Genomic DNA, 21,096 nt, shown 5'->3' with positions numbered 1-21,096 from the left:
TATATTTTAGGAGGTAAAACATGAATTTTCAAACAATCGATCTCGACACTTGGTATAGAAAATCTTATTTTGACCATTACATGAAGGAAGCGAAATGTTCTTTCAGTATAACGACAAACGTCAATGTGACCAATTTGCTTGCCGTGCTCAAGAAAAAGAAGATCAAGCTGTACCCGGTTTTTATTTATATCGTATCAAGGGCCATTCATTCGCGTCCTGAGTTTAGAACAACGTTTGATGACAAAGGACAGCTGGGGTATTGGGAACAAATGCATCCATGTTATACGATTTTTCATCAGGACGACCAAACGTTTTCCGCCCTCTGGACAGAATACTCAAATGATTTCTCGCGGTTTTATCGTCAATATCTTCAGGATGCTGAGCGCTTTGGAGACAAAAAGGGCTTATGGGCTAAGCCGGACATCCCGCCCAATGCGTTTTCAGTTTCTTCTATTCCATGGGTGCGCTTTACAAACTTTAATTTAAACCTAGATAACAGCGAACACTTGCTGCCGATTATTACAAACGGGAAATACTTTTCAGAAGGCGGTGAAACATTTTTGCCGGTTTCCCTGCAAGTACACCATGCAGTGTGTGACGGCTATCATGCCGGCGCTTTTATGAACGAGTTGGAACGGCTTGCCGCCGATTGTGAGGAGTGGCTTATGTGACAGAGGAAAGGCCGATAGGATTCGGCCTTTTTTATATGCACTTCTTAGCGGGTCTCCTGCCATCTCTCCCTGCTGTTTAAATTTACTCACGGGATTTGGAACGCCGGCTCTCAACAAACTTCCGGTAATGAAAATCATGAACCAAACGGATCGTCGGCCTGATTAACAGCTGAAAGCTGCCGATCACAAACATCCATATTCCCGCCGGCTTCAGTTCCTCGAAGAAAAAACAGAAGCTCCCGACAAGGAATAAAAGACCGATGAGAAAATCGTTTAATGTATGAAGAACTTTGTATCTTTTTTTGAAAAAGAGTTCGTATCGATCATTGTGGTTTTGCGGCATTGCTTGATCCCTCCAGTCCTTTTATTACCCTGCCGGAAGCAGGAGTGAAACGTTGGTATGCATAGGATTTATGAATAAGGAAAAACATATGGGGACATCGACCATCGAGGAGTGAAAAATATTCGGCTATTCATATGTGCATTGTGCCTGTTCGGCATGATTGTTCCGACAATTGAAACAAAAGCGCTGACGTTTGAAGAATTGCCGGTTAAACAGGCTTCAAAACAATGGGAAGTTCAAATCGGTAAAGCCGAAGCAAAAAACGGAATGGCGAAGCCGGAAAAAGGTAGGTTTCATACTTATGCTGTCGAAATCAAAAACATTGGACACGATATAGCTTCGGCGGAAATTTATCTCTATCGGAATGAACCCAATTCTTCAACGAAATTTTCGCTTTGGAATATTCCTCACGACAATGCGGTCTCTTTAGCCAAAAGCTTAAATGACGGAAGCCCTGTCAAGCACCGGAATTTGCTATTGGCAGAGAATGCGACCGAATTGGAAGTGGACTTGATTTGGACGGAAAAAGGGAGCGAAGGCAGACTTTTAAAGGAATCGTTTATTTTCAAAGGGAGATGAATCATAAAGATAGAGGCCGTTGAACCGTCAACGGCCTTTTTTGTGAAAGTTAAGGCAGCCGGTCGTTCGGCCAACATGGTATCGAAGTGAACGTTGATCAGCAGAGCTTTCACAAAACATTTACATTTAGAGAAAAATACAGGATGTTTTCACCAATATTTTCTCAATAATGATACACTATTGACAAGCTGCTACTTTGGGTGGGGTGTTTCTGTGGATGATGATGAAGCAAAAACACCAGACTGTGTCATGAGAGCACGAACAAATCGATATAAAAGTAGGAGAGTCAGGATTGTCAATCTGTAAAAGATCTTTTTTTTATCCCGTGATTCGGCTTTAAAGTTCTGAATCTTCAAGAAGTTTGCCGCCTTTTTACTGATCAATCGAGAACAAAGGATGATACATATGAAAAGAATAGATAAAATCTACCATCAGCTGCTGGATAATTTTCGCGAAACGAATATCCATCAGCTTTTAAAGATACAAGGGAATTCGGCTCAAGAAATCGCCGGTCAGCTGCAAATGGAGCGTTCAAATGTCAGCTTTGAATTAAACAATCTCGTTCGTGCCAAAAAGGTGATCAAGATTAAAACGTTCCCTGTGCGCTATGTCCCGGTGGAAATCGTTGAAAACATCTTGAACATCAAATGGAACTCAGAGTTGATGGAGGTTGAAGAACTGAAGCAGCTGGCTGACGGCCAAAAAAAGCCGGCGCGCAACATGTCCGCCGATCCCCTCGAGCTCATGATCGGGGCTAAAGGGAGCTTGAAAAAGGCAATCTCTCAGGCGAAAGCGGCTGTCTTTTATCCTCCGCACGGCTTGCACATGCTGCTGCTCGGTCCGACGGGTTCAGGTAAATCGCTGTTTGCGAACCGGATCTACCAGTTCGCCGTTTATTCGGACATATTGAAGCCCGATTCCCCGTTCATCACATTCAACTGTGCCGATTATTATAACAATCCTCAATTATTGCTCTCGCAATTGTTCGGACATAAAAAAGGGTCGTTTACAGGTGCCGGCGAAGACAAAGCAGGATTAGTCGAACAGGCGGACGGGGGCATTCTGTTTATGGATGAAATTCATCGTCTCCCGCCGGAGGGGCAGGAAATGCTGTTTTATTTCATTGACAGCGGCACATACAACAGGCTTGGTGAAACAGAGCATAAGCGAACGGCAAAAGTCCTGTTTATCTGCGCAACAACAGAAAACCCGAGTTCTGCATTGCTGAAGACATTTTTACGGAGAATTCCGATGACCGTACATATTCCGTCGCTCGATGAACGGTCCCTTGGAGAAAGAGTGGAGCTGACAACGTTTTTATTGGGGAAAGAAGCAGAGCGGATCAAGAAAAACTTAAATGTTCATATCGACGTCTATAATGCATTGATTCATTCTGCAAAATTCGGAAATGTCGGGCAGCTGAAATCAAATGTGCAGCTGGTCTGTGCGCACGGATTTTTAAATAACCTTGACAAAGACGAGGTTGTTGAACTGACCGTCCGGGATCTTCCCGATGAGATCAAACAGGACTGGATGTCCAGCAGCAAAAATATCGAACGGAGCAAAATGATTTCTGAATACGTCAACATTACAACGATCATCTCTCCGATTGTGGAAGATGATACAACGAAAATCGATGACTCATTTAACTTATACCATGTCATAGAAGAAAAAGCGAAAATCCTGAATAAAGAAGGCTTAACAAAAAAACAAATCAATCAATATATTTTAACGGATATTCATTTGCACGTCAGAAGCTTTTTTAATCAGAAAATGCTTCAAAACCACAGCTTGCTCAAATTCGTTGAAGACGACGTGATTCAGATGACGAAAGAATTAAAGGAAGTCGCTGAACATGAGTTAGACTGCAAATTCGACCGTAAATTCATCTATTTCCTGAGCATGCACATCGCCGCATTTTTAAAGCGCGGAAAACAGATTGATGTTTTAAACCCGCAGGAAACAGATGAAATCAGGGAAACCCATGTGAAAGAATATGAGGTCGCACTGATTTTCAAAGATAAAATTCAAGCGTATTTTAAAGTAACCGTTCCGGAAATCGAAGTCATCTACTTGACGATGCTGATTCAGTCGATTAAATCATGGAAAGAAAACAAAAGGACGGGCATTGTCGTGGCGGCCCATGGAAACAGCACGGCGAGCTCTATGGTTGAAGTAGCCACTGAACTGCTGGGGAGCACCCCGATTGCTGCGGTTGATATGCCTTTGACCGTTTCACCTGCGGAAATCGTAAGCAGTCTGGCGGAGAAAGTGAAGCAGGTTGATGAAGGAGAAGGCGTATTAATGCTTGTCGACATGGGATCGCTTGCGATGCTGGAAACAAGGCTCGAACAACAAACGGGCGTAAAAATAAAAACGATCAGCAATGTTACGACATCGATGGTGCTTGATGCTGTCCGCAAGGTGAATTATTTGAATTTGAATTTGCACGCCATCTATGATTCGGTTACAAAGGATTTCATCGATTTATGGGCCGATAAACCGCGGGTCTCAGGCAAAAAGAAGGCGATCGTCTCCATTTGCACGACAGGCGGCGGAACGGCGAAAAAGCTCGAAGAGATCTTAACAGCAATCGTGAGCAGGACATCAGATGAACAAATCAGCATTTTGACGGTGTCATCGATCAAATTAGCAAGCCGCATGAAAGAAATTGAAAAAGCGTATGAGATCCTTGCCACGGTGGGCACGAAGAATCCTAAAATCGATGCTCCGCACGTGCCTTTAGAAGTATTGATTGAAGGCGAAGGAGAAAAAGTGATTCAGCAAGTGATTGGAAACGGCAATGTCCCTGCGAGCGGCGGATTATCCGGTAAAAATGTGGTGGTGAAGGAGCTGTGCGAAGACAGCCTGAAAAAATATCTTGTCTTTTTGAATCCCTATCATATGATAGACATGCTGTTGGAGTGGCTTCAGACGGTTCAAGACGAACTGCGCATCACATTCAGCAACGCGGTGCTGATCAAAGTCATCATGCATACCGCTTTTGCTTTTGAAAGGGTGATCAAACAGAATCCGATCGCTTTTCCTGAGGAAGAAGAAATGAATGATCAGCTTCAAAACGTTCTTCACATCACAGAGAAAACATTAAAGCCTTACGAAGAAAAGCTTGGACTCGCGATCAGCGAAGATGAAAAAATATTTATCGCGACCATCTTTTCTGAAGAGTTATAGCTGTTTTCCATGAGCGATTTTTTCAGGTAAACCTGTATTAAGTGGAATCCCATTTTAATACAGGTTTATTTTTATGCTTGAATGTGTTTCAAACTTGAAAATCATTCGTCTTGAGATACAGTGAAAGCGCTTAATACAACTTTGTTGGCACGATCCTTGCATTATAAATAAGCGAACGAAAAAAGAAAGGAGCAATGTACATGATTACAGTCATTATCAGCGGCCACGGAAACTTTCCCACAGCATTAAAAGAATCTTCAGGGATGATATTCGGAGAAGAAGACAGCCTGATCGCGGTGCCGTTTCTGAAAGGGGAAGGCATTCAGACACTGCAAGAAAAATATCATCAGACGCTGAAGGACATTCCGGAGGAACACGAGGTGCTTTTTTTAGTGGATATTTTCGGCGGGACGCCATACAACGCAGCGACTCCTTACATCGCGAAGGAGCGGAGATTCGATATGGCAGCCGGCGTGAACCTGCCGATTTTGTTAGAGGCATTGAGCTTGAGGGAGCATATGCCGCTCAAACAACTGCTGAACCAGTTGAAAAAGATGAGCCGGGAATGCTTCCAAATCTGCAGCGAGCAATTGGAAAAATTCAGTCAGTCTAATCAGGGAAGAGAGGATGAATTGTAATGAAAATCGTTTTAGCAAGAATTGATGACCGCTTTATTCACGGCCAAGTATTAACAAGATGGATTAAAATCCACGCTGCTGACCGCATTATCGTCGTCTCTGATGAGGTGGCGCAGGACGAAATGAGAAAAACGCTGATCCTTTCTGTCGCACCTTCAAATGTGAAAGCCAGCGCCGTTTCGATCTCCAAAATGGCCAAAGCGTTTCACAGTCCGCGGTACGAAGATACGACGGCAATGCTGTTATTCGAAAATCCGGGCGACATTGTTTCTTTAATCGAAGCAGGTGTTCCGATCGAAACAGTCAATGTCGGCGGGATGCGCTTCGAGAATAACCGCAGGCAAATCACGAAATCGGTAAGCGTGACTGAAAAGGACATCAAATCGTTTGAACAATTGCACGGATTGGGCGTGAAGCTGGAACTGAGGCAGCTGCCGTCAGATTCGAGCGAAGACTTTATGCAGATTTTAAGAAACGCAATAAAATCCTAGAAGGAGGGTTCTAAAGCCATGTCAACGATTCAAATTATTTTGCTGCTCGTCATTGCAGCTATAACAGGTATCGGTAGTGTATTGGACGAAGGGCAGACACACCGTCCGCTGATTGCCTGCACGTTGGTCGGCCTGGTTCTCGGGGATCTGAAAACAGGCATCATTCTCGGCGGAACGCTGGAGCTGATGGCGCTTGGCTGGATGAACGTCGGTCTTGCAATGGCCCCCGATACGGCTATCGCTTCCGTGATTTCGACCATTTTAGTGATTACCGCCGATCAGGGAGTCGGTGAAGGGATTGCCGTCGCGGTGGCTTTGGCTGCTGCGGGTCAGGCGCTGACGATTTTCGTCAGGACGATCACCGTATTTTTAATTCACCGTGCCGACAAATACGCAAAGGATGGCAATTTTAAAGGAATTGAAATCATGCATATTACCGCCATGGCGTTTCAGGCGCTGCGCGTTATGATTCCGACATTGATTGTGGCTCTGATCAGTGTCAGCGCTGTTCAGGCGTTTTTGGGAAATATTCCGGACGTCATCACAAAAGGTTTGCAAATAGGCGGGGGGATTATCGTTGTTGTCGGATATGCGATGGTCATCAACATGATGAACATTCCGTATTTGAAGCCGTTTTTCTATATCGGTTTTTTGCTGGCCGCGTTTACCGATTTCAATTTAGTCGGCTTCGGTGCCCTCGGGCTTTGTCTGGCATTTTTATATCAGCAAGTGATGCAAAAAAATCATGCGCAGGGGGCGGTGGCTGCCGCCAGTGACAGCAGCGTGGCTGCATATGATGATGACGATGATCTGGATGCTTAACTATTGAAGGAGGGACGAATAATGAGCACAGAAAAAAGGTTAACGAAGAAAGAGATTTTCAGTATGTTTATCCGCTCAAACTTTTTGCTCGGATCATTTAACTTTGAGCGTGTACAGGCGCTCGGCTACTGCTACGTCATGATTCCGGCGATCAAAAAATTGTACGGTCCGGGAGCGAAACGGAGCGAAGCGCTCCAGCGCCACTTGGAATGGTTTAATACGCATCCGTGGCTGACAGCGCCGATATTCGGCGTGACCGCTGCGATGGAAGAAGAAATGGCCAACAATAAAAAGATTGATGCCAAAGCGATTAATGGAATGAAAATCGGCTTAATGGGCCCGTTGGCAGGTGTGGGCGACCCGATTTTCTGGGGGACGCTGCGTCCCGTTCTGGCAGCCTTGGGAGCGTCGCTTGCTTTAAGCGGAAACATCGCCGGCCCGCTTTTGTTTTTCTTTTTAATCAACGCGATCAGGTTAAGTACAAAATACTACGGGTTAAAGTACGGCTATGTGAAAGGCATGGAAATTTTGCAGGACTTGGTCGGGAACCGCATTCAGAAACTGACGGAAGGCGCTTCAATACTCGGGCTGTTTGTGATGGGAGCGCTCGTTTCCAAGTGGACGACGATCAATATCCCGATCGTCGTGTCGAGAATTAAAGATGATGCAGGCAAAGTCGATGTACAGACCGTGCAAAACATTTTAGACAGCATCATGCCGGGGGTACTGCCTCTAGGATTGACATTGCTCGCTGCCTGGATGCTTCGCAAAGGGGTGAATCCTCTTCTCATGATTTTCGGTATTTTTATCATCGGGATTGTCGGCTATTGGGCTGGCTTTTTGGCATAAAATGATTTAGTTGTTCTTTTCTTAGCTTTTGGAGAGGCAGGTCCATTCGGCCGCAAAAAGGGGGAGGCTGTTTGGACTTCCTGCCTTAACCGTCACTAAAAACCGTGTGAAGAAGAGGGGAGAAAAGGGATGAAAAAGAGAATGATTCAGATGGGGATCATAGGGGCTATGATGTTTCCGGAAGCCTTTTCCGCAGCTGCGGCCGACCCGGACTACTATAACGAGGATCATCGGCCCAAGTATCATTTCACGCCGGAAGCAAACTGGATGAATGACCCGAACGGGATGGTGTATTACGCGGGGGAATATCATCTGTTTTATCAATATCATCCGTATGGCTTGCGCTGGGGGCCGATGCATTGGGGGCACGCAGTAAGCAAAGATTTGGTCAAGTGGGAGCATTTGCCGGTCGCGCTGTATCCGGATGAAAAAGGGACAATTTTTTCGGGAAGCGCTGTCGTCGATCGGCATAATACAACAGGGTTTCAAACAGGGACGGAGAAGCCGCTCGTTGCCATTTATACGCAGGACCGGGACGGGGAACAAGTACAAAGCATCGCCTACAGCAATGACAAAGGCAGGACATGGACGAAGTACTCAGGCAACCCCGTCATTCCAAATCCGGGAAAAAGAGATTTCCGAGATCCGAAAGTCGTTTGGCACAAACAGACGAAAAAGTGGGTGATGGTGCTTGCGGGCGGCGACCGAATTTTAATCTATACATCGCCTGACCTGAAGCACTGGACACATGCGAGCGAATTCGGCGAAGGAGAAGGCAGCCATGGAGGCGTGTGGGAATGTCCGGATCTGTTTGAGCTTCCTGTAGAGGGGAGACCGAATGAAACGAAATGGGTGATGCAAGTCAGTGTTGGAGACGGTGCTGTCTCAGGAGGATCAGGCATGCAATATTTCGTCGGAAGCTTTGACGGCACAACCTTTAAAAATGAAAACCCGCCGAATCGCGTATTATGGACAGATTACGGCAAAGACTTCTACGCAGCTGTCAGCTGGTCTGATATCCCGCGGTCTGACGGGCGAAGGCTTTGGTTAGGATGGATGAGCAATTGGCAATACGCAAACGATGTTCCCACTTCCCCGTGGAGAAGCGCAATGTCTATCCCGAGAGAACTAAAATTGAAAGCGTTTTCCGAAGGATTCAGAATTGTTCAGGCTCCGGTAACTGAGCTGAAGTCGATCAGGGGTGCATCGCAAATGTGGAAAAACAAGATCATTTCACCTCGAAACAGAAATTTTTTGAAAGCGCTGTCAGATAATGCGTACGAAATCAATGCGGAATTTCAAGTAAATACCGGAACTGCGGCCGAATTTGGCTTTAAAGTCCGAACAGGGGAAAACCAATATACGAAAATCGGCTACAGCAAAAACAGCGCTTCACTGTTCGTCGACCGAAGCCAATCCGGAAACGTCTCCTTTAATCCGAACTTTAACACCGGAAAGCATGCGGCCCCGCTGCAACCGGTCGGTGGGAAGGTGAAGATGCGCATTTATGTCGACCGCTCTTCAGTTGAAGTATTCGGCAACGACGGGAGGCAGGTGATCACCGACATTATTCTGCCGGACCGATCCAGTAAAGGGCTTGAAGTATACGCATCTAACGGGTTTGTCAAGCTGAATTCAATGACGGTTCATCCTCTGAAAAACGTATGGGGAACGTCACCCTTTCAATCGAATTTGACCGGCTGGACGACCGTAAACGGTGTATGGGCCGACACGATTGATGGAAAACAAGGGCGATCTGACGGGGATTCGTTCATTTTATCTTCAGCAAAAGGAACAGATTTCACATATGAAGCAGATGTCACGGTAAAGGATGGAAATGGCAGAGGGGCGGGTGCTCTCGTGTTTCGGGCCGACAAGGATGTTCAAAACGGATATCTTGCCAATGTGGATGCCAAGCATGATGTGGTGAAGTTTTTCAAATTTGAAAACGGCTCGGCCTCTGTTATTGCCGAACACCGCACACCGATAGAAACCGGCCGGAAATATCACCTGAAGGCGGTGGCCCGCGATTCCAACTTTCATATTTACTTGGACGGCCGATTGGTGATAAGTGCTCGGGATTCCACGTTTACCGAGGGAGCATTTGGCTTGAATGCATGGGATGCGACCGCAGTCTTCCAACATGTTTATGCTGATCGATAACGATGAAGCTGGAATGCCGGGCATTCCAGCCTTTCATTTAAAAGACGCTGCGGACCAATCCGCCGTCCGCCCGCAAGGCTGCACCATTGATCGGCGAGGAAAGCGGACTGCTTAAAAAGGTGACAAAGTGCGCGATTTCTTCCGGCCGAATCAGCCTTTGTATGATAGAGGTCGGCCGGTTTTCTTTCATAAACCGCCTTTCCGCTTCTTCGACCGTCAGGTTTTCATCCGGATAAAGAGTCTTCAGCATCGTTTCAACGCCTTCGGTTAAGGTTGAGCCCGGCATAACGGTATTGACAGTCACATTTGTACCCGTAGCAAGCTCTGCCAAGCTCCGGGAAATCGAAAGCTGCATCGTTTTTGTTGCGCTGTAATGCGCCATTTCCTGTGACGGCATAACCGCAGCTTCGCTCGCAATAAAAATGACCCGGCCTTCTTTTTTCTCGATCATGCTTTGCAAATATCTCCGCGAGAGCCTTACTCCGCTCATAATATTCACTTCGAAAAAGCGGAACCAATCCTCATCCGGAATCTCAAAATATTCCGCCGGCTCAAAAATTCCTAAATTATTAATGAGAATATCAACATGCGGGAACGCTGCTATTAGGTCTTGACACCCTTTCTCAGTGCCAAGATCATAAGGGGCCGGATGAAGAACAGCCTCGGGGAATTGGCCTTTCAATTCGTCTATTATTTGATTGACCTTGTCTTGCCGGCGTCCGTTAATGATGACAGACGCACCTTCTTTCGCAAGTGAAGCGGCAATCGCTTTGCCGATTCCGGACGTTGATCCGGTCACCAATGCTGTTTTTCCTCGTAAGTTCAGGTTCATCATGGATCCCTCCGTTTTCTTTTCAGTATAAACAGAACAATGTCATACAAAACATCATTCATGATTATGGAACAGAAGAACCCGAAACGGAAGTACGCACTTTAAAGTTATATAGGCACTTTTTTGTGCCCCCTCAGTTTAAAGAGGGGACCGTTTGTTTGACCAGGCAAAAAAAGCATCAAAAAACCGCCGTCTGTAAACGGCGGGCTTACTGTTTATGGGGAATTCAATCATAGCAAGTAACGGTGATGTATGTATCGTTCCCTTTAAACAGAACGAGTTCTGCTTTTTTGTTCGCGCCATCTGTAAAATCGCTGACATCGATCACCGGACTGTTGCTTTTCGGTCGGACGTAGATATTTTTTCTAACGATTTCGGGCGTGCTTCCCGCCCCGTCAACTTCATACAGCGTAAAAGTAAAGCCATAAAAGCTGTTGTTGTGAAAATAAAATTTCCCTCCGCCTGATTTAATGATCGGAGTCTGCGATGTCATGCCGTATGTGCCGATATTATCCCATACACCGGAACCTGCTGCAGACGCAGAAGAAAAAGGCAAAAGCAAACACGCCAAAGTGAGCAGTAAGGCACCGATTTTGCTGAATTTCATGATTGGTCCTCCTTTTTAGTCACTACACTGGGGATTGTATCATTCATCACAGATGAAAGAATGAGGCATTGTTCCCTGAAAAATTGGGTTTATCTTTTTCATATGATGCACTTTTTGCGAACGGCATCCATAAATTGTGCTTTTATTAAGAAAAAAGGCCGATCATGGTGCTGCGGCGCTGTAACAAATGAAGCTGATATCCCATGAAGGCCTCCGCGGTTTTTCGAGTTTTTTTCTTTTGAAATTGAAATAGACACTGCTAATGATTGACAACATTTTCAAACTGACTTAAACTTAGTTTGATGATTAAACTAAGTGTGTGCATAAGGAGTGGATGAAAGAGGGAGATCATTTTATGTTCTGATCAAAGCAACCTTCGAAATCTGATTCTTGCGAAATTGGAAAAAGGAGGTGATAAGATGACATAAACCTACAATCTAGTATTCGTGGTTGACGAGTGAAGCATCTGTCTCACTTCGGCTGAAAGGCCGCTTGCCAGGTTCTATGTATGCGCTTTCATAAAAACTTATCATAAAGCCGTTTTGAAAGGCTGTGGAGGAGGTAAGAATCATGACGGGTGGACATGTAAACCAAGTTAGTATGTATGAGAAATCCGGTTATGCTTCTGGAGATTTAGCATGTAATTTAATTTACACCACGGTTTCTACATATCTGTTATTTTTCTATACGGATGTTTATGGTTTATCAGCCGCTGCCGCTGGAACAATGTTTCTGATTGTTCGAATCATTGATGCGCTTGCCGATCCTTTTATCGGAACATTAGTAGACCGAACAAACAGCAGATTCGGGAGGTTTAGGCCGTATCTGCTGTTCGGCGCGTTTCCGCTTTCTGTACTTGCCATCCTCTGTTTTACAACCCCTGATTTTTCAGATACCGGAAAATTAATCTACGCTTATATCACGTATGTCGGTTTATCACTCACATATACAGCGATAAATGTTCCATACGGCGCATTAACCTCCGCGATGACGAGAGATAATCAAGAGGTCGTCAGCATTACTTCGGTTCGGATGGTCTTTGCCAATCTTGGCGGACTCATCGTATCTTTTTTTGTTCCTTTACTTTCTACTTATTTAGGTGATACGACAGGAAACACGGCTCTTGGCTGGCAGCTGACGATGAGCATGCTGGGGATAATTGGCGCCTGTCTATTAATCTTTTGTTTTAAAAGTACAAAAGAACGGGTCACTCTGCCAATGTCCGAAGAAAAAATTAAATTTTCCGATCTATTCGAGCAATTCCGGGTGAATCGTCCGTTAGTCGTTTTAAGCATTTTCTTTATCATTATTTTTGGCGTCAACTCGATAAGCAATTCCGTCGGCATCTACTACATGACGTACAATGTAGGCAGAGCCGATCTTGTGAAATGGTACGGCTTGCTTGGAAGCCTTCCTGCATTGGCCATCCTGCCGTTTATACCCCGAATCAATAAGTGGCTGGGAAAGAGAAAGCTATTAAATGCCGCTTTATTATTAAATATCATTGGACTTTTAGCCATTCTCATTGTTCCGCCAAGCAATGTGTTTCTGGTGCTCTTCTTTCGGGTCATTGCCGCAGTTGGAAGCGTGACGGCCGGGGGATATATGTGGGCGCTTATCCCTGAAACAATCGAATATGGCGAATATAAGACTGGGAAACGCTTGAGTGGATTGATTTATGCGATTATCGGCTTCTTTTTCAAGTTTGGCATGGCACTCGGCGGAATCGTTCCAGGACTCATATTGGAGAAGTTCGGCTATGCCGCAGGCCAGGTCCAAACACCTGAAGCGTTGACAGGGATATTATTAACGACAACTGTAGTTCCGGTTATTTTCCTTATATTGGCTATGATCGACATTAATTTTTACAATTTAAGCGATGAAAAATATGCAAAAGTCGTACGTGAATTAGAGAATAGAGATAAAGTGACTTGGACTCTATGAAGAATTTCAGTGGAAATATACATTTTAAAGACAACCGTGAGGAGGAATGAAGATGAAAATTATCAATCCGGTGCTTAAAGGTTTCAACCCGGATCCATCCATATGTAGAGTAGGGGAAGATTATTATATCGCAGTATCCACCTTCGAATGGTTTCCAGGAGTGCAAATCCATCATTCAAAAGATTTGGTGAATTGGCGTTTAATTGCACATCCGTTGCAGAGGGTTTCACAATTGGATATGAAAGGGAATCCCGACTCAGGCGGTGTATGGGCGCCTTGTCTAAGTTACAGTGAAGGAAAGTTTTGGCTTATATATACAGATGTAAAAGTTGTGGATGGAGCCTGGAAAGACTGTCATAACTATTTAGTTACTTGCGAAACCGTCGATGGAGATTGGGGGGAGCCGATTCAACTAAATAGTTCCGGCTTCGATGCTTCATTGTTCCATGATGTCGACGGAAGAAAATATTTGTTAAATATGCTGTGGGATCACCGGATCGGCCGCCATTCATTCGGAGGCATTGTGATGCAGGAATTTTCCGTGCGCGAAAAAAGGCTTATCCATCAACCGAAAATCATTTTTGAAGGCACAGATATTAAACTGACTGAAGCGCCGCACCTTTATCATATCGGGGATTATTACTATTTGTTGACAGCGGAAGGCGGGACCCGTTACGAGCATGCCGCCACAATTGCCCGTTCAAAACATATCGAAGGACCATATGAGATTCACCCCGACAATCCAATTTTAACGTCTTGGCACGAACCTCGGAATCCGTTGCAGAAATGCGGACATGCATCAATTGTGGAAACGCATACAGGTGAGTGGTATTTAGCTCACTTAACCGGGCGTCCTATTCATCCTGCTGATGACTCGGTTATTCACCAAAGAGGATATTGTCCTTTGGGAAGAGAAACCGCGATTCAAAAATTAGAGTGGAAAGACGGCTGGCCTTATGTGGCAGGCGGAAAAGAGGGGAGGGTGGAGGTGGAAGCGCCCCGCATATCTGAAACAAAATTTCCATCGACCTATCAGGAAGTCGATCAATTTGCTGATCGGACATTAAATATGAACTTTCAGACATTGCGGATTCCCTTTACGAAAGAATTAGGATCATTGACTGAAAGGCCGAATCATTTACGTTTATATGGACGTGAATCACTAACCTCCACATTTACCCAGGCGTTTGTAGCCAGGCGTTGGCAAAGCCTCCGTTTTACAGCGGAGACTGCTGTTGATTTCAACCCGGAGACCTTTCAGCAAGCCGCGGGACTCGTGAATTACTACAACACCGAAAACTGGACGGCTCTTCAAGTGACTTATGATGAAGACCTTGGGCGCATTTTGGATGTAACGATATGCGATAATTTTACATTCTCACAGCCGATAAAAGACAAAATTGTCATCCCGCGGGACATACAATATGTTTATTTAAGAGTAAATGTCGAATGGGAAACATATTATTACTCCTATTCTTTTAATAAAAAAGACTGGTATAAAATTGAGATCCCGTTGGAATCTAAAAAACTGTCAGATGATTATGTGCGCGGAGGAGGATTCTTCACCGGAGCTTTTGTGGGAATGCAATGCCAAGATACAAGCGGAGCACATCAACATGCCGATTTTGATTACTTTATGTACAAAGAGCTATGAGTCAACAAAATACCGCTCCCGACAATCGGGAGCGGTTCAAATTTGTTTTCTTCCCTTCCCATTTTAATGCCTCTTTCCTTCCTCGGTTAATTTAAAAGTTGTCATCCTCGCTCGCTTTGGGGTAAGTGAAACGCAAAAGGAGCAGATGCATTATGAACCTTTCAAATTAAACTTCATTACTAAACAATGATTACAGAAGGTGTTCATTAATGAACATCCATAAGACAAAAGACCGGGGGATAGGCGCTCATTTTGCATGCATATGCTCTTTTTTGCTGGTGTCGATGAAAAATACAAAAAATTTATATTTTTCAAATTCCCACTTTACAGGTAGGTATAGTATAGATTATATTTAACAATAAAAATAAACCAATTGAAGTGGGAGGCCAACATGAAAAAGCTGATTGTGTTTGTCTTGATAGGATTATTTGCGCAGCTGATAGATGGCGCCTTAGGGATGGCGTACGGGGTGACATCGTCGTCATTGCTGCTTGCCTTCGGCATCGCACCGGCGGTTGCGTCAGCATCCGTTCACCTGGCGGAAGTCGTCACAACCGCGGCATCCGGTGTGTCGCATATAAAGTTTGGAAACGTTGATAAACAAACGGTCAAACGACTCGTCATCCCGGGATCACTCGGGGCATTTCTCGGCGCTTCCTTTTTAAGCAACATTCCGGGCGAGCTTGCGAAACCTTATATTTCAATATTTCTGCTTGTCCTCGGCGTGTATGTGCTCACTCGATTTCTATTCATGTTTAAAATAGGAGAGCAAAAAAGCGGTATCAGCCTTTCGAGAAAAAAAGCCGTTCCCCTGGGATTAATCGCGGGTTTTGCTGATGCAACCGGAGGGGGAGGCTGGGGGCCGATTGCCACTCCAGTTTTGTTATCCAAAAAAGGCGTCAGTGCGAGAAAAGTAGTGGGTACTGTTGACACAAGCGAGTTTGCTATTGCCGTTTCGGCAACGTTAGGATTTTTCATTTCTCTCGGCTGGGAAGAAGTCAATTGGCTGTGGGTTGGTGCATTGATGATTGGCGGAATTATTGCGGCTCCGATTGCCGCCTGGCTGGTGCAGAAGGTGCATGCCCGATTAATGGGCGTTCTGGTCGGCGGACTGATCATTCTCGTCAACACAAGAACGCTTGTCCATTCGTGGATCAATCAAACAGCATTATATCCGGCTATTTATATTGGAATCATCGCAGTTTGGATATCAGCTATTGTATATATTGTTGTAAAAATAAGAACAAGTGATCAAACTGCTCAAGCATTAAATCAATAATCTTGCGACGGCTTCAGATATCATGAGCGTTTTAAAAAAGATGCGGAAGTCGATAAGCAAGAGAAGGGAAGAACTTCAGGCCGTCAACAAACGAATACATTCCGATCGGACAACCGAAGGGCTCCTGTTAGACTGCCGTTCCTTGAAAAGGAACTGTAAACTAAGAGGACTTTTTATTTTTAAATTTACTTATAGCGAGATCGGCATAGCGCCGGTCTCAACTTGTTTTCATGCCTCTTTTTGCATTCCCCGTCTCATTTCTAAACAATGAATGCGGAAGGTGTTTATTAATGAACATCTCCAGCTTGATTGCCGATTGAATGCGGGTTTTCCTGGAATTATAATATTTGTGAATGAGTGGATGTGAATAGCCTAACGCACTATCGCGGTTTATCATTCCGGTGCAGGCTGTTATTTACAAAAATAGAGATGGAGGTAGGATGTATGTCTTCAAAACAAGAGGAGAGCTTCGCCATATTAACTGAGAGAGAATTGTCTTCTGCGGCATTTAAAGATGAAGCGTACGAATTTTACAAGCGATTACGCGCTTCCCGTCCTGTCTATCCCGTATCGATGGGGGATCTGGGCGAAGGCTGGCTCATTACGAGGTACGAGGATGCGGTCCATATATTAAAGGATGCAAGAATGAAGAAAAATTACGAAAATGTGTTTACTGAAGAAGAATTAGAGAACTTCTCCGCTCTGGAAAATGAAGAACCTTTATCAAAGCATATGCTCAACTCAGATCCCCCCGACCACGGCCGTTTGCGGTCTCTTGTACAGAAAGCATTTACTCCCCGGATGGTTTTACAGCTCGAGAACAGAATCCAAAAAATCGCTGATTCTTTATTGGATCAAGCAGAACCGAATCATTCCATGAATCTTGTAGACGACTTCGCTTTCCCGCTGCCGATCATTGTCATCAGCGAGATGCTTGGTATTCCGCTTGAAGATCGGCAAAAATTCAGAGTTTGGTCCCAGGCGGTTATTGATTTTTCTGACACGCCCGAAAGCCTGGAGGAATACAAGCATAAAATAGGCGAGTTCGCTGAATACCTGGAATATTTGGTTTGCAAAAAAAGGGACGAGCCGGCTGAGGATTTAGTCAGTGCATTAATTCAGGCAGAAAGCGAAGGAACGACATTAAGCATAGAAGAGCTGTATTCGACAATTATGCTCCTTATCGTTGCAGGACATGAGACAACGGTAAACTTAATAACCAATATGACCTTTGCCTTGCTGAACCACCCTGAGCAACTGGAAAAGCTTCATCAAAACGCAGATTTAATCGACTCAGCCATTGAAGAGGCGCTCAGATTTTACAGCCCCGTGGAATTGACCACTCTGCGCTGGGCGGCCGAACCGTTTACATTGCACGGGCAGGAGATGAAGAGAAAAGATGTGATCATCATTTCATTAGCCTCGGCCAACCGCGATGACACGGTCTTCCCGAATGCCGACCGCTTTAATATTGAAAGAAAGGATAACCGCCACCTTGCCTTTGGCTATGGCAGCCATTTTTGCCTGGGCGCACCGCTTGCCCGATTGGAGGCCAAAATTGCCATTCAAACCTTGCTGCGCCGCTTTGAACATATAGAGATCAAAGGCGAAAGGGAGCAGATCAAATGGAAAGGCAATTTTCTGATGAGAGCTTTAGATGAACTGCCATTATCTTTTTAAATGATTGGATTTGCGATCTGTCATTTCGGCCGAAGAAAAAGCATGGGATGTTTTCATCTTGAAAATAGAACATCAGATTATGAGACATTCATCTATTACAAGGTTCATAAAAATCGTACTCCCCGATATGACGGGGAGTACTCCTCTTGCCGGCTTAATCGTCTATTGTTATTCATGTTCGCTTTCACGAATGCCTCCTCTCATATTTTCCTCGCAAGTTTACTGCACAACAGCTTTAACTTTTCTTATTGATTTTAAAATTTGTAAGTTTCTTGTTTCTGTTTATAATTAGAAACATATGCTAATGTTCCGCCGCCTTAAAACTGATTAACAGATGAGCATTCCCGGAATGTTCCGTGAGACGTTTTAAAATATACTGGCTAAAGAAGAAAGGTGTTTTTTAATTTGAGAGGATTCATCAAATGGGCAGGATTGGCGATTCTGTGTATTGGCTTGTTTGCGTGTACTTCCAACAAGAATGCTGAAAATGTTCATTACGCAAAAGACGACAGACAAACATTGGATATTTATACACCGCAAACAAACGAGGATGAAAAACATCCTGTTCTCATCTATCTTCACGGTGGAGGATGGACAAGCGGCGACAAAAGCAGGGCTGCTTCGAAGCCGGCATTGTTCACGGAAAACGGCTATGTTTTCGTATCTGTCAACTATCGGCTTCATCCCGATGTTCAGTATGAAGAGATGGCTGATGATGCGGCTAAGGCCGTTAAATGGGTGATGGATCATGCTGATGAATATCAAATCGATCCGTCAAAAATCAATGTTATGGGACATTCGGCAGGAGGGCACTTGGCCGCCTTAATTGCCGCAAATCCGGCATATTTAAATCGTGTCGGCCTCACGCCGGCCTCGCTCAATTCGATTGTGGTTTTAGATGGACCCTTGGATATGAAACGATTCATCGAAGCGATCCCGTCTTATCAAAAAGTGTTCGGTTCCGACGAAAAGGTATGGACAGAAGCTTCGCCGCTCTCCTACATCAACAACTCAAAATTGCCACCTGCCTATCTTGTGACCCGCTGGGAAGACCCCGCCGTCTACAAATTCGCGGAAACCGTAAACAAAGCGAAAGCAACGGATTTTGTGTATCGGGTCAACAGCTTATCTCACAGTGATTTAAATAAGATGTTCGGCTCACCGGATGCGCCGGCAGAAGCACAGAATCTGACAAAAGCGGTTATGGCGTTTTTAGAGAAGGAAAATAAATAGACTAAACAGGCCGATTTAGCCTCCTATGCACTTGGTTGAAAGTGTATAAACAGCTGTTAAACTAGCAGAGAAAGGCCTGAATTTTAAATCCGGCCTTTCTCACACTTGTTACCCTCCTCACTCATAATGCATCAATCTGCAAAATCCCAAAATATAAACAAAACATTAATTAAATCAAGCCATTTGATTTAACAAATTTACGATACGATCATATAGAACTTGATGGTTGGGAGATTAAGAGCAAGGGGGATATGATGTGAGAATGAAACGATTAAGGATGAGGAAGCATTTACTGATAGCTGTCTGTTCTTTGGCACTTCTTCTAAGTTCTCTGGTTGTAGGCGATGCGAGCGCGGCAACTAAACCAACAACTGCAGCTTCGCGGCAGTCTTCCGGATTTTTCGTAGATCATTACAAAAATAATATCTCTGCTAATATGACGGTGGAATCCAATCCAGTCATCGGGGTGCTTTCCGAATTTAATAAACTTTGGATCCCCGGAAAGATGTGGAATACCGGTACTAAACTGAACAGAAGAGTGTTGGATGCCAACATCCAAAAAGTCGTGGATATTGCTGAACACCGCACGATGTTTGAGGAAAATGCTGCATATTTTGATGATCGGAGGGGCCAGAGCTACAGTGTTATTGACGGCCTCGGGAAGCTTGCTGACGTCTACCGAATGAACGCGGGAGCGACGACAACGATCATCAGCATCCCGGCAGGTGCCTCGATAAAAAAATATCATGATGAAGGAACCAATTCAGGCAGCACCAGTTCGGAACTTGGACATGTCGTGAGCTTGGTCAATACTTTACGCGGCAACTATTCTTCATCGAATCCGGCTAAAGGCTATTTCAATTATCCCCGTCCGTTTCGCTGGAAAGACAATTCGATCATTGTTCCAACGCTTATTCCCGTCATCAATCCTGATCCGAGCAAAGACGGAGGTTTTCCAAGCGGACATACGAACGCCGCATATCTCAGCGCTTTTGCCATGGCCTATGCGATACCAGAGCGTTATCAGGAGCTGCTGACTCGCGCTTCTGAACTCGGTCATAACCGGATTGTTGCCGGTATGCATTCCCCGCTGGACGTTATGGGGGGGAGGGTCATGGCTACAGCATTGTCAGCTGCGATTCTGTCTGATCCCGACAATGAAAAATTGAAGAAAACGGCTTATGATGAAGCTCATCGTAAACTATTAACGCAAACCGGTACAGGCGAAGACAGATACAGCGATTATGAAACGAATAAAAAACAATATACGGAACGATTGACATATGGATTTCGTCAAATGAAGACAACCGCTAAACTAATGGCAGTTCCAAAGGGAGCCGAAGTCCTGCTGGAAACGCGTTTTCCTTACCTTGATAAAAAGCAGCGCCGTTTGATTTTAGCCACTACCGGTCTTCCGGCCGGCTATCCTGTTCTTGATGATGCGGAAGGATGGGGAAGGCTTAATCTCTTTTCCGCCGCAGATGGGTATGGTGCTTTGACCAAAGATGTTACCGTGAAGATGGATGCTGCCAAAGGCGGCTTCCATGCAACGGATCGCTGGCGCAACGACATCTCCGGCGCTGGAAAGCTGACCAAAAAGGGGACAGGCACTTTGAAGCTGGAAGGGAAAAATACATATTCCGGCGGTACACGGATTGATCAAGGGACGCTTGAGGGCGGTTCGGAGACAGCTTTCGGGAGAGGTGATGTTTCACTGGGAAGAGGCACCCTTAGGGAAGATGTGCCGGGAAAACTGATGATCGGGGGAGACTACAAACAATCTGCTGAAGGAATACTTGAACTTCATCTCAGCGGTAAAAAAGATCAGTTGAAAATTAAAGGAAAAGCAAGATTAAAGGGGACATTACGTCTCAATTTTACAGACAATTACATTCCGGCTGATGGATCGGCGGTCATAACCTTCCGCAAGCGTCATGGCTCATTTTCTTCCGTCGAAACCAGAGGATTGCCAAGCAAATATAAAGTGAAGATCATCTATAAGTCCAACAGTATTCAGTTGAAAGTTGATCAAAAGGGGAGAAGCTGATCTTCATCAAAAGCTGCAAGCTGGCGCTTACTGCCGCCAGCTTGTTTTTCGTTTTGACGAAGTCTATTTTGA

At 44.9% G+C, this 21,096-nt stretch carries 17 protein-coding genes; 14 read left to right on the top strand and 3 right to left on the bottom strand.

Annotated elements, in window-relative coordinates; all coding sequences use genetic code 11:
* Positions 1-20 precede the first annotated feature (20 nt).
* Positions 21-671, top strand: coding sequence for a type A chloramphenicol O-acetyltransferase (gene catA / locus LQ247_RS09130; RefSeq protein ID WP_231005926.1), 651 nt, complete (start codon positions 21-23; stop codon positions 669-671).
* Between the two features lie 82 nt (positions 672-753).
* Here catA and LQ247_RS09125 read toward each other — a convergent pair whose 3' ends face one another.
* Positions 754-1,014 carry a YrhK family protein gene (locus LQ247_RS09125; protein WP_023855347.1) on the bottom strand — a complete coding sequence of 87 codons (261 nt, stop codon included), beginning with the start codon at positions 1,012-1,014 and terminating at the stop codon, positions 754-756.
* Between the two features lie 120 nt (positions 1,015-1,134).
* Between LQ247_RS09125 and LQ247_RS09120 the strand changes: the two genes are divergently transcribed.
* The 7 genes from LQ247_RS09120 (at position 1,135) to LQ247_RS09090 (ending at position 9,748) form a co-directional block, all read left to right on the top strand.
* Positions 1,135-1,593, top strand: a complete 459-nt coding sequence (locus LQ247_RS09120; protein WP_026579215.1) for a hypothetical protein — start codon at positions 1,135-1,137, stop codon at positions 1,591-1,593.
* 405 nt (positions 1,594-1,998) lie between these two features.
* Positions 1,999-4,785 carry a sigma 54-interacting transcriptional regulator gene (locus LQ247_RS09115; RefSeq protein WP_231005924.1) on the top strand — a complete coding sequence of 929 codons (2,787 nt, stop codon included), beginning with the start codon at positions 1,999-2,001 and terminating at the stop codon, positions 4,783-4,785.
* 200 nt (positions 4,786-4,985) lie between these two features.
* Positions 4,986-5,423 (top strand): mannose/fructose/sorbose PTS transporter subunit IIA, encoded by a 438-nt coding sequence (locus tag LQ247_RS09110; protein WP_020452356.1) that lies wholly within the window; start codon positions 4,986-4,988, stop codon positions 5,421-5,423.
* The gene (locus tag LQ247_RS09105; RefSeq protein WP_023855343.1) at positions 5,423-5,914 is read left to right on the top strand and encodes a mannose/fructose/sorbose PTS transporter subunit IIB; all 492 of its coding nucleotides are present in this window, start codon (positions 5,423-5,425) and stop codon (positions 5,912-5,914) included. The genes LQ247_RS09110 and LQ247_RS09105 overlap by 1 nt, the downstream gene beginning before the upstream one ends.
* Before the next feature lie 18 nt (positions 5,915-5,932).
* A complete protein-coding gene (locus LQ247_RS09100; protein ID WP_020452354.1) occupies positions 5,933-6,736 on the top strand; it encodes a PTS mannose/fructose/sorbose transporter subunit IIC in 804 nt (267 codons plus the stop codon).
* A 21-nt stretch (positions 6,737-6,757) separates the two neighbouring features.
* Positions 6,758-7,585, top strand: coding sequence for a PTS system mannose/fructose/sorbose family transporter subunit IID (locus LQ247_RS09095; protein ID WP_020452353.1), 828 nt, complete (start codon positions 6,758-6,760; stop codon positions 7,583-7,585).
* A 129-nt stretch (positions 7,586-7,714) separates the two neighbouring features.
* Positions 7,715-9,748, top strand: a complete 2,034-nt coding sequence (locus LQ247_RS09090) for a GH32 C-terminal domain-containing protein (RefSeq protein WP_025811080.1) — start codon at positions 7,715-7,717, stop codon at positions 9,746-9,748.
* A gap of 37 nt (positions 9,749-9,785) precedes the next feature.
* Here the strand turns inward: LQ247_RS09090 and LQ247_RS09085 are convergent, their stop codons facing one another.
* On the bottom strand, positions 9,786-10,580 hold the full coding sequence (locus LQ247_RS09085) for an SDR family NAD(P)-dependent oxidoreductase (protein ID WP_025811081.1): 795 nt from the start codon (positions 10,578-10,580) through the stop codon (positions 9,786-9,788).
* A gap of 226 nt (positions 10,581-10,806) precedes the next feature.
* Entirely contained in the window at positions 10,807-11,187 is a 381-nt protein-coding gene (locus tag LQ247_RS09080; RefSeq protein ID WP_231005923.1) for a hypothetical protein, read from the bottom strand.
* Between the two features lie 570 nt (positions 11,188-11,757).
* Between LQ247_RS09080 and LQ247_RS09075 the strand changes: the two genes are divergently transcribed.
* The 6 genes from LQ247_RS09075 (at position 11,758) to LQ247_RS09050 (ending at position 21,024) form a co-directional block, all read left to right on the top strand.
* The gene (locus LQ247_RS09075) at positions 11,758-13,131 is read left to right on the top strand and encodes an MFS transporter (RefSeq protein WP_026579217.1); all 1,374 of its coding nucleotides are present in this window, start codon (positions 11,758-11,760) and stop codon (positions 13,129-13,131) included.
* A gap of 52 nt (positions 13,132-13,183) precedes the next feature.
* Positions 13,184-14,785, top strand: a complete 1,602-nt coding sequence (gene xynB / locus LQ247_RS09070; RefSeq protein WP_020452348.1) for a xylan 1,4-beta-xylosidase — start codon at positions 13,184-13,186, stop codon at positions 14,783-14,785.
* Between the two features lie 391 nt (positions 14,786-15,176).
* Complete coding sequence (locus LQ247_RS09065; RefSeq protein WP_020452347.1) at positions 15,177-16,064, top strand: sulfite exporter TauE/SafE family protein; 888 nt, start codon at positions 15,177-15,179, stop codon at positions 16,062-16,064.
* Between the two features lie 444 nt (positions 16,065-16,508).
* A complete protein-coding gene (locus tag LQ247_RS09060; protein WP_023855338.1) occupies positions 16,509-17,744 on the top strand; it encodes a cytochrome P450 family protein in 1,236 nt (411 codons plus the stop codon).
* A 405-nt stretch (positions 17,745-18,149) separates the two neighbouring features.
* Positions 18,150-18,977 carry an alpha/beta hydrolase gene (locus tag LQ247_RS09055; protein ID WP_105980200.1) on the top strand — a complete coding sequence of 276 codons (828 nt, stop codon included), beginning with the start codon at positions 18,150-18,152 and terminating at the stop codon, positions 18,975-18,977.
* A 262-nt stretch (positions 18,978-19,239) separates the two neighbouring features.
* The gene (locus tag LQ247_RS09050) at positions 19,240-21,024 is read left to right on the top strand and encodes a phosphatase PAP2 family protein (protein ID WP_231005999.1); all 1,785 of its coding nucleotides are present in this window, start codon (positions 19,240-19,242) and stop codon (positions 21,022-21,024) included.
* Positions 21,025-21,096 lie beyond the last annotated feature (72 nt).

The organism is Bacillus sp. BS3(2021), from assembly GCF_021043345.1.
GTDB lineage: Bacteria > Bacillota > Bacilli > Bacillales > Bacillaceae > Bacillus > Bacillus paralicheniformis.
The sequence above is the reverse complement of the archived record's forward strand: the minus strand, read 5'-3'. Positions and strand labels throughout refer to the sequence as shown.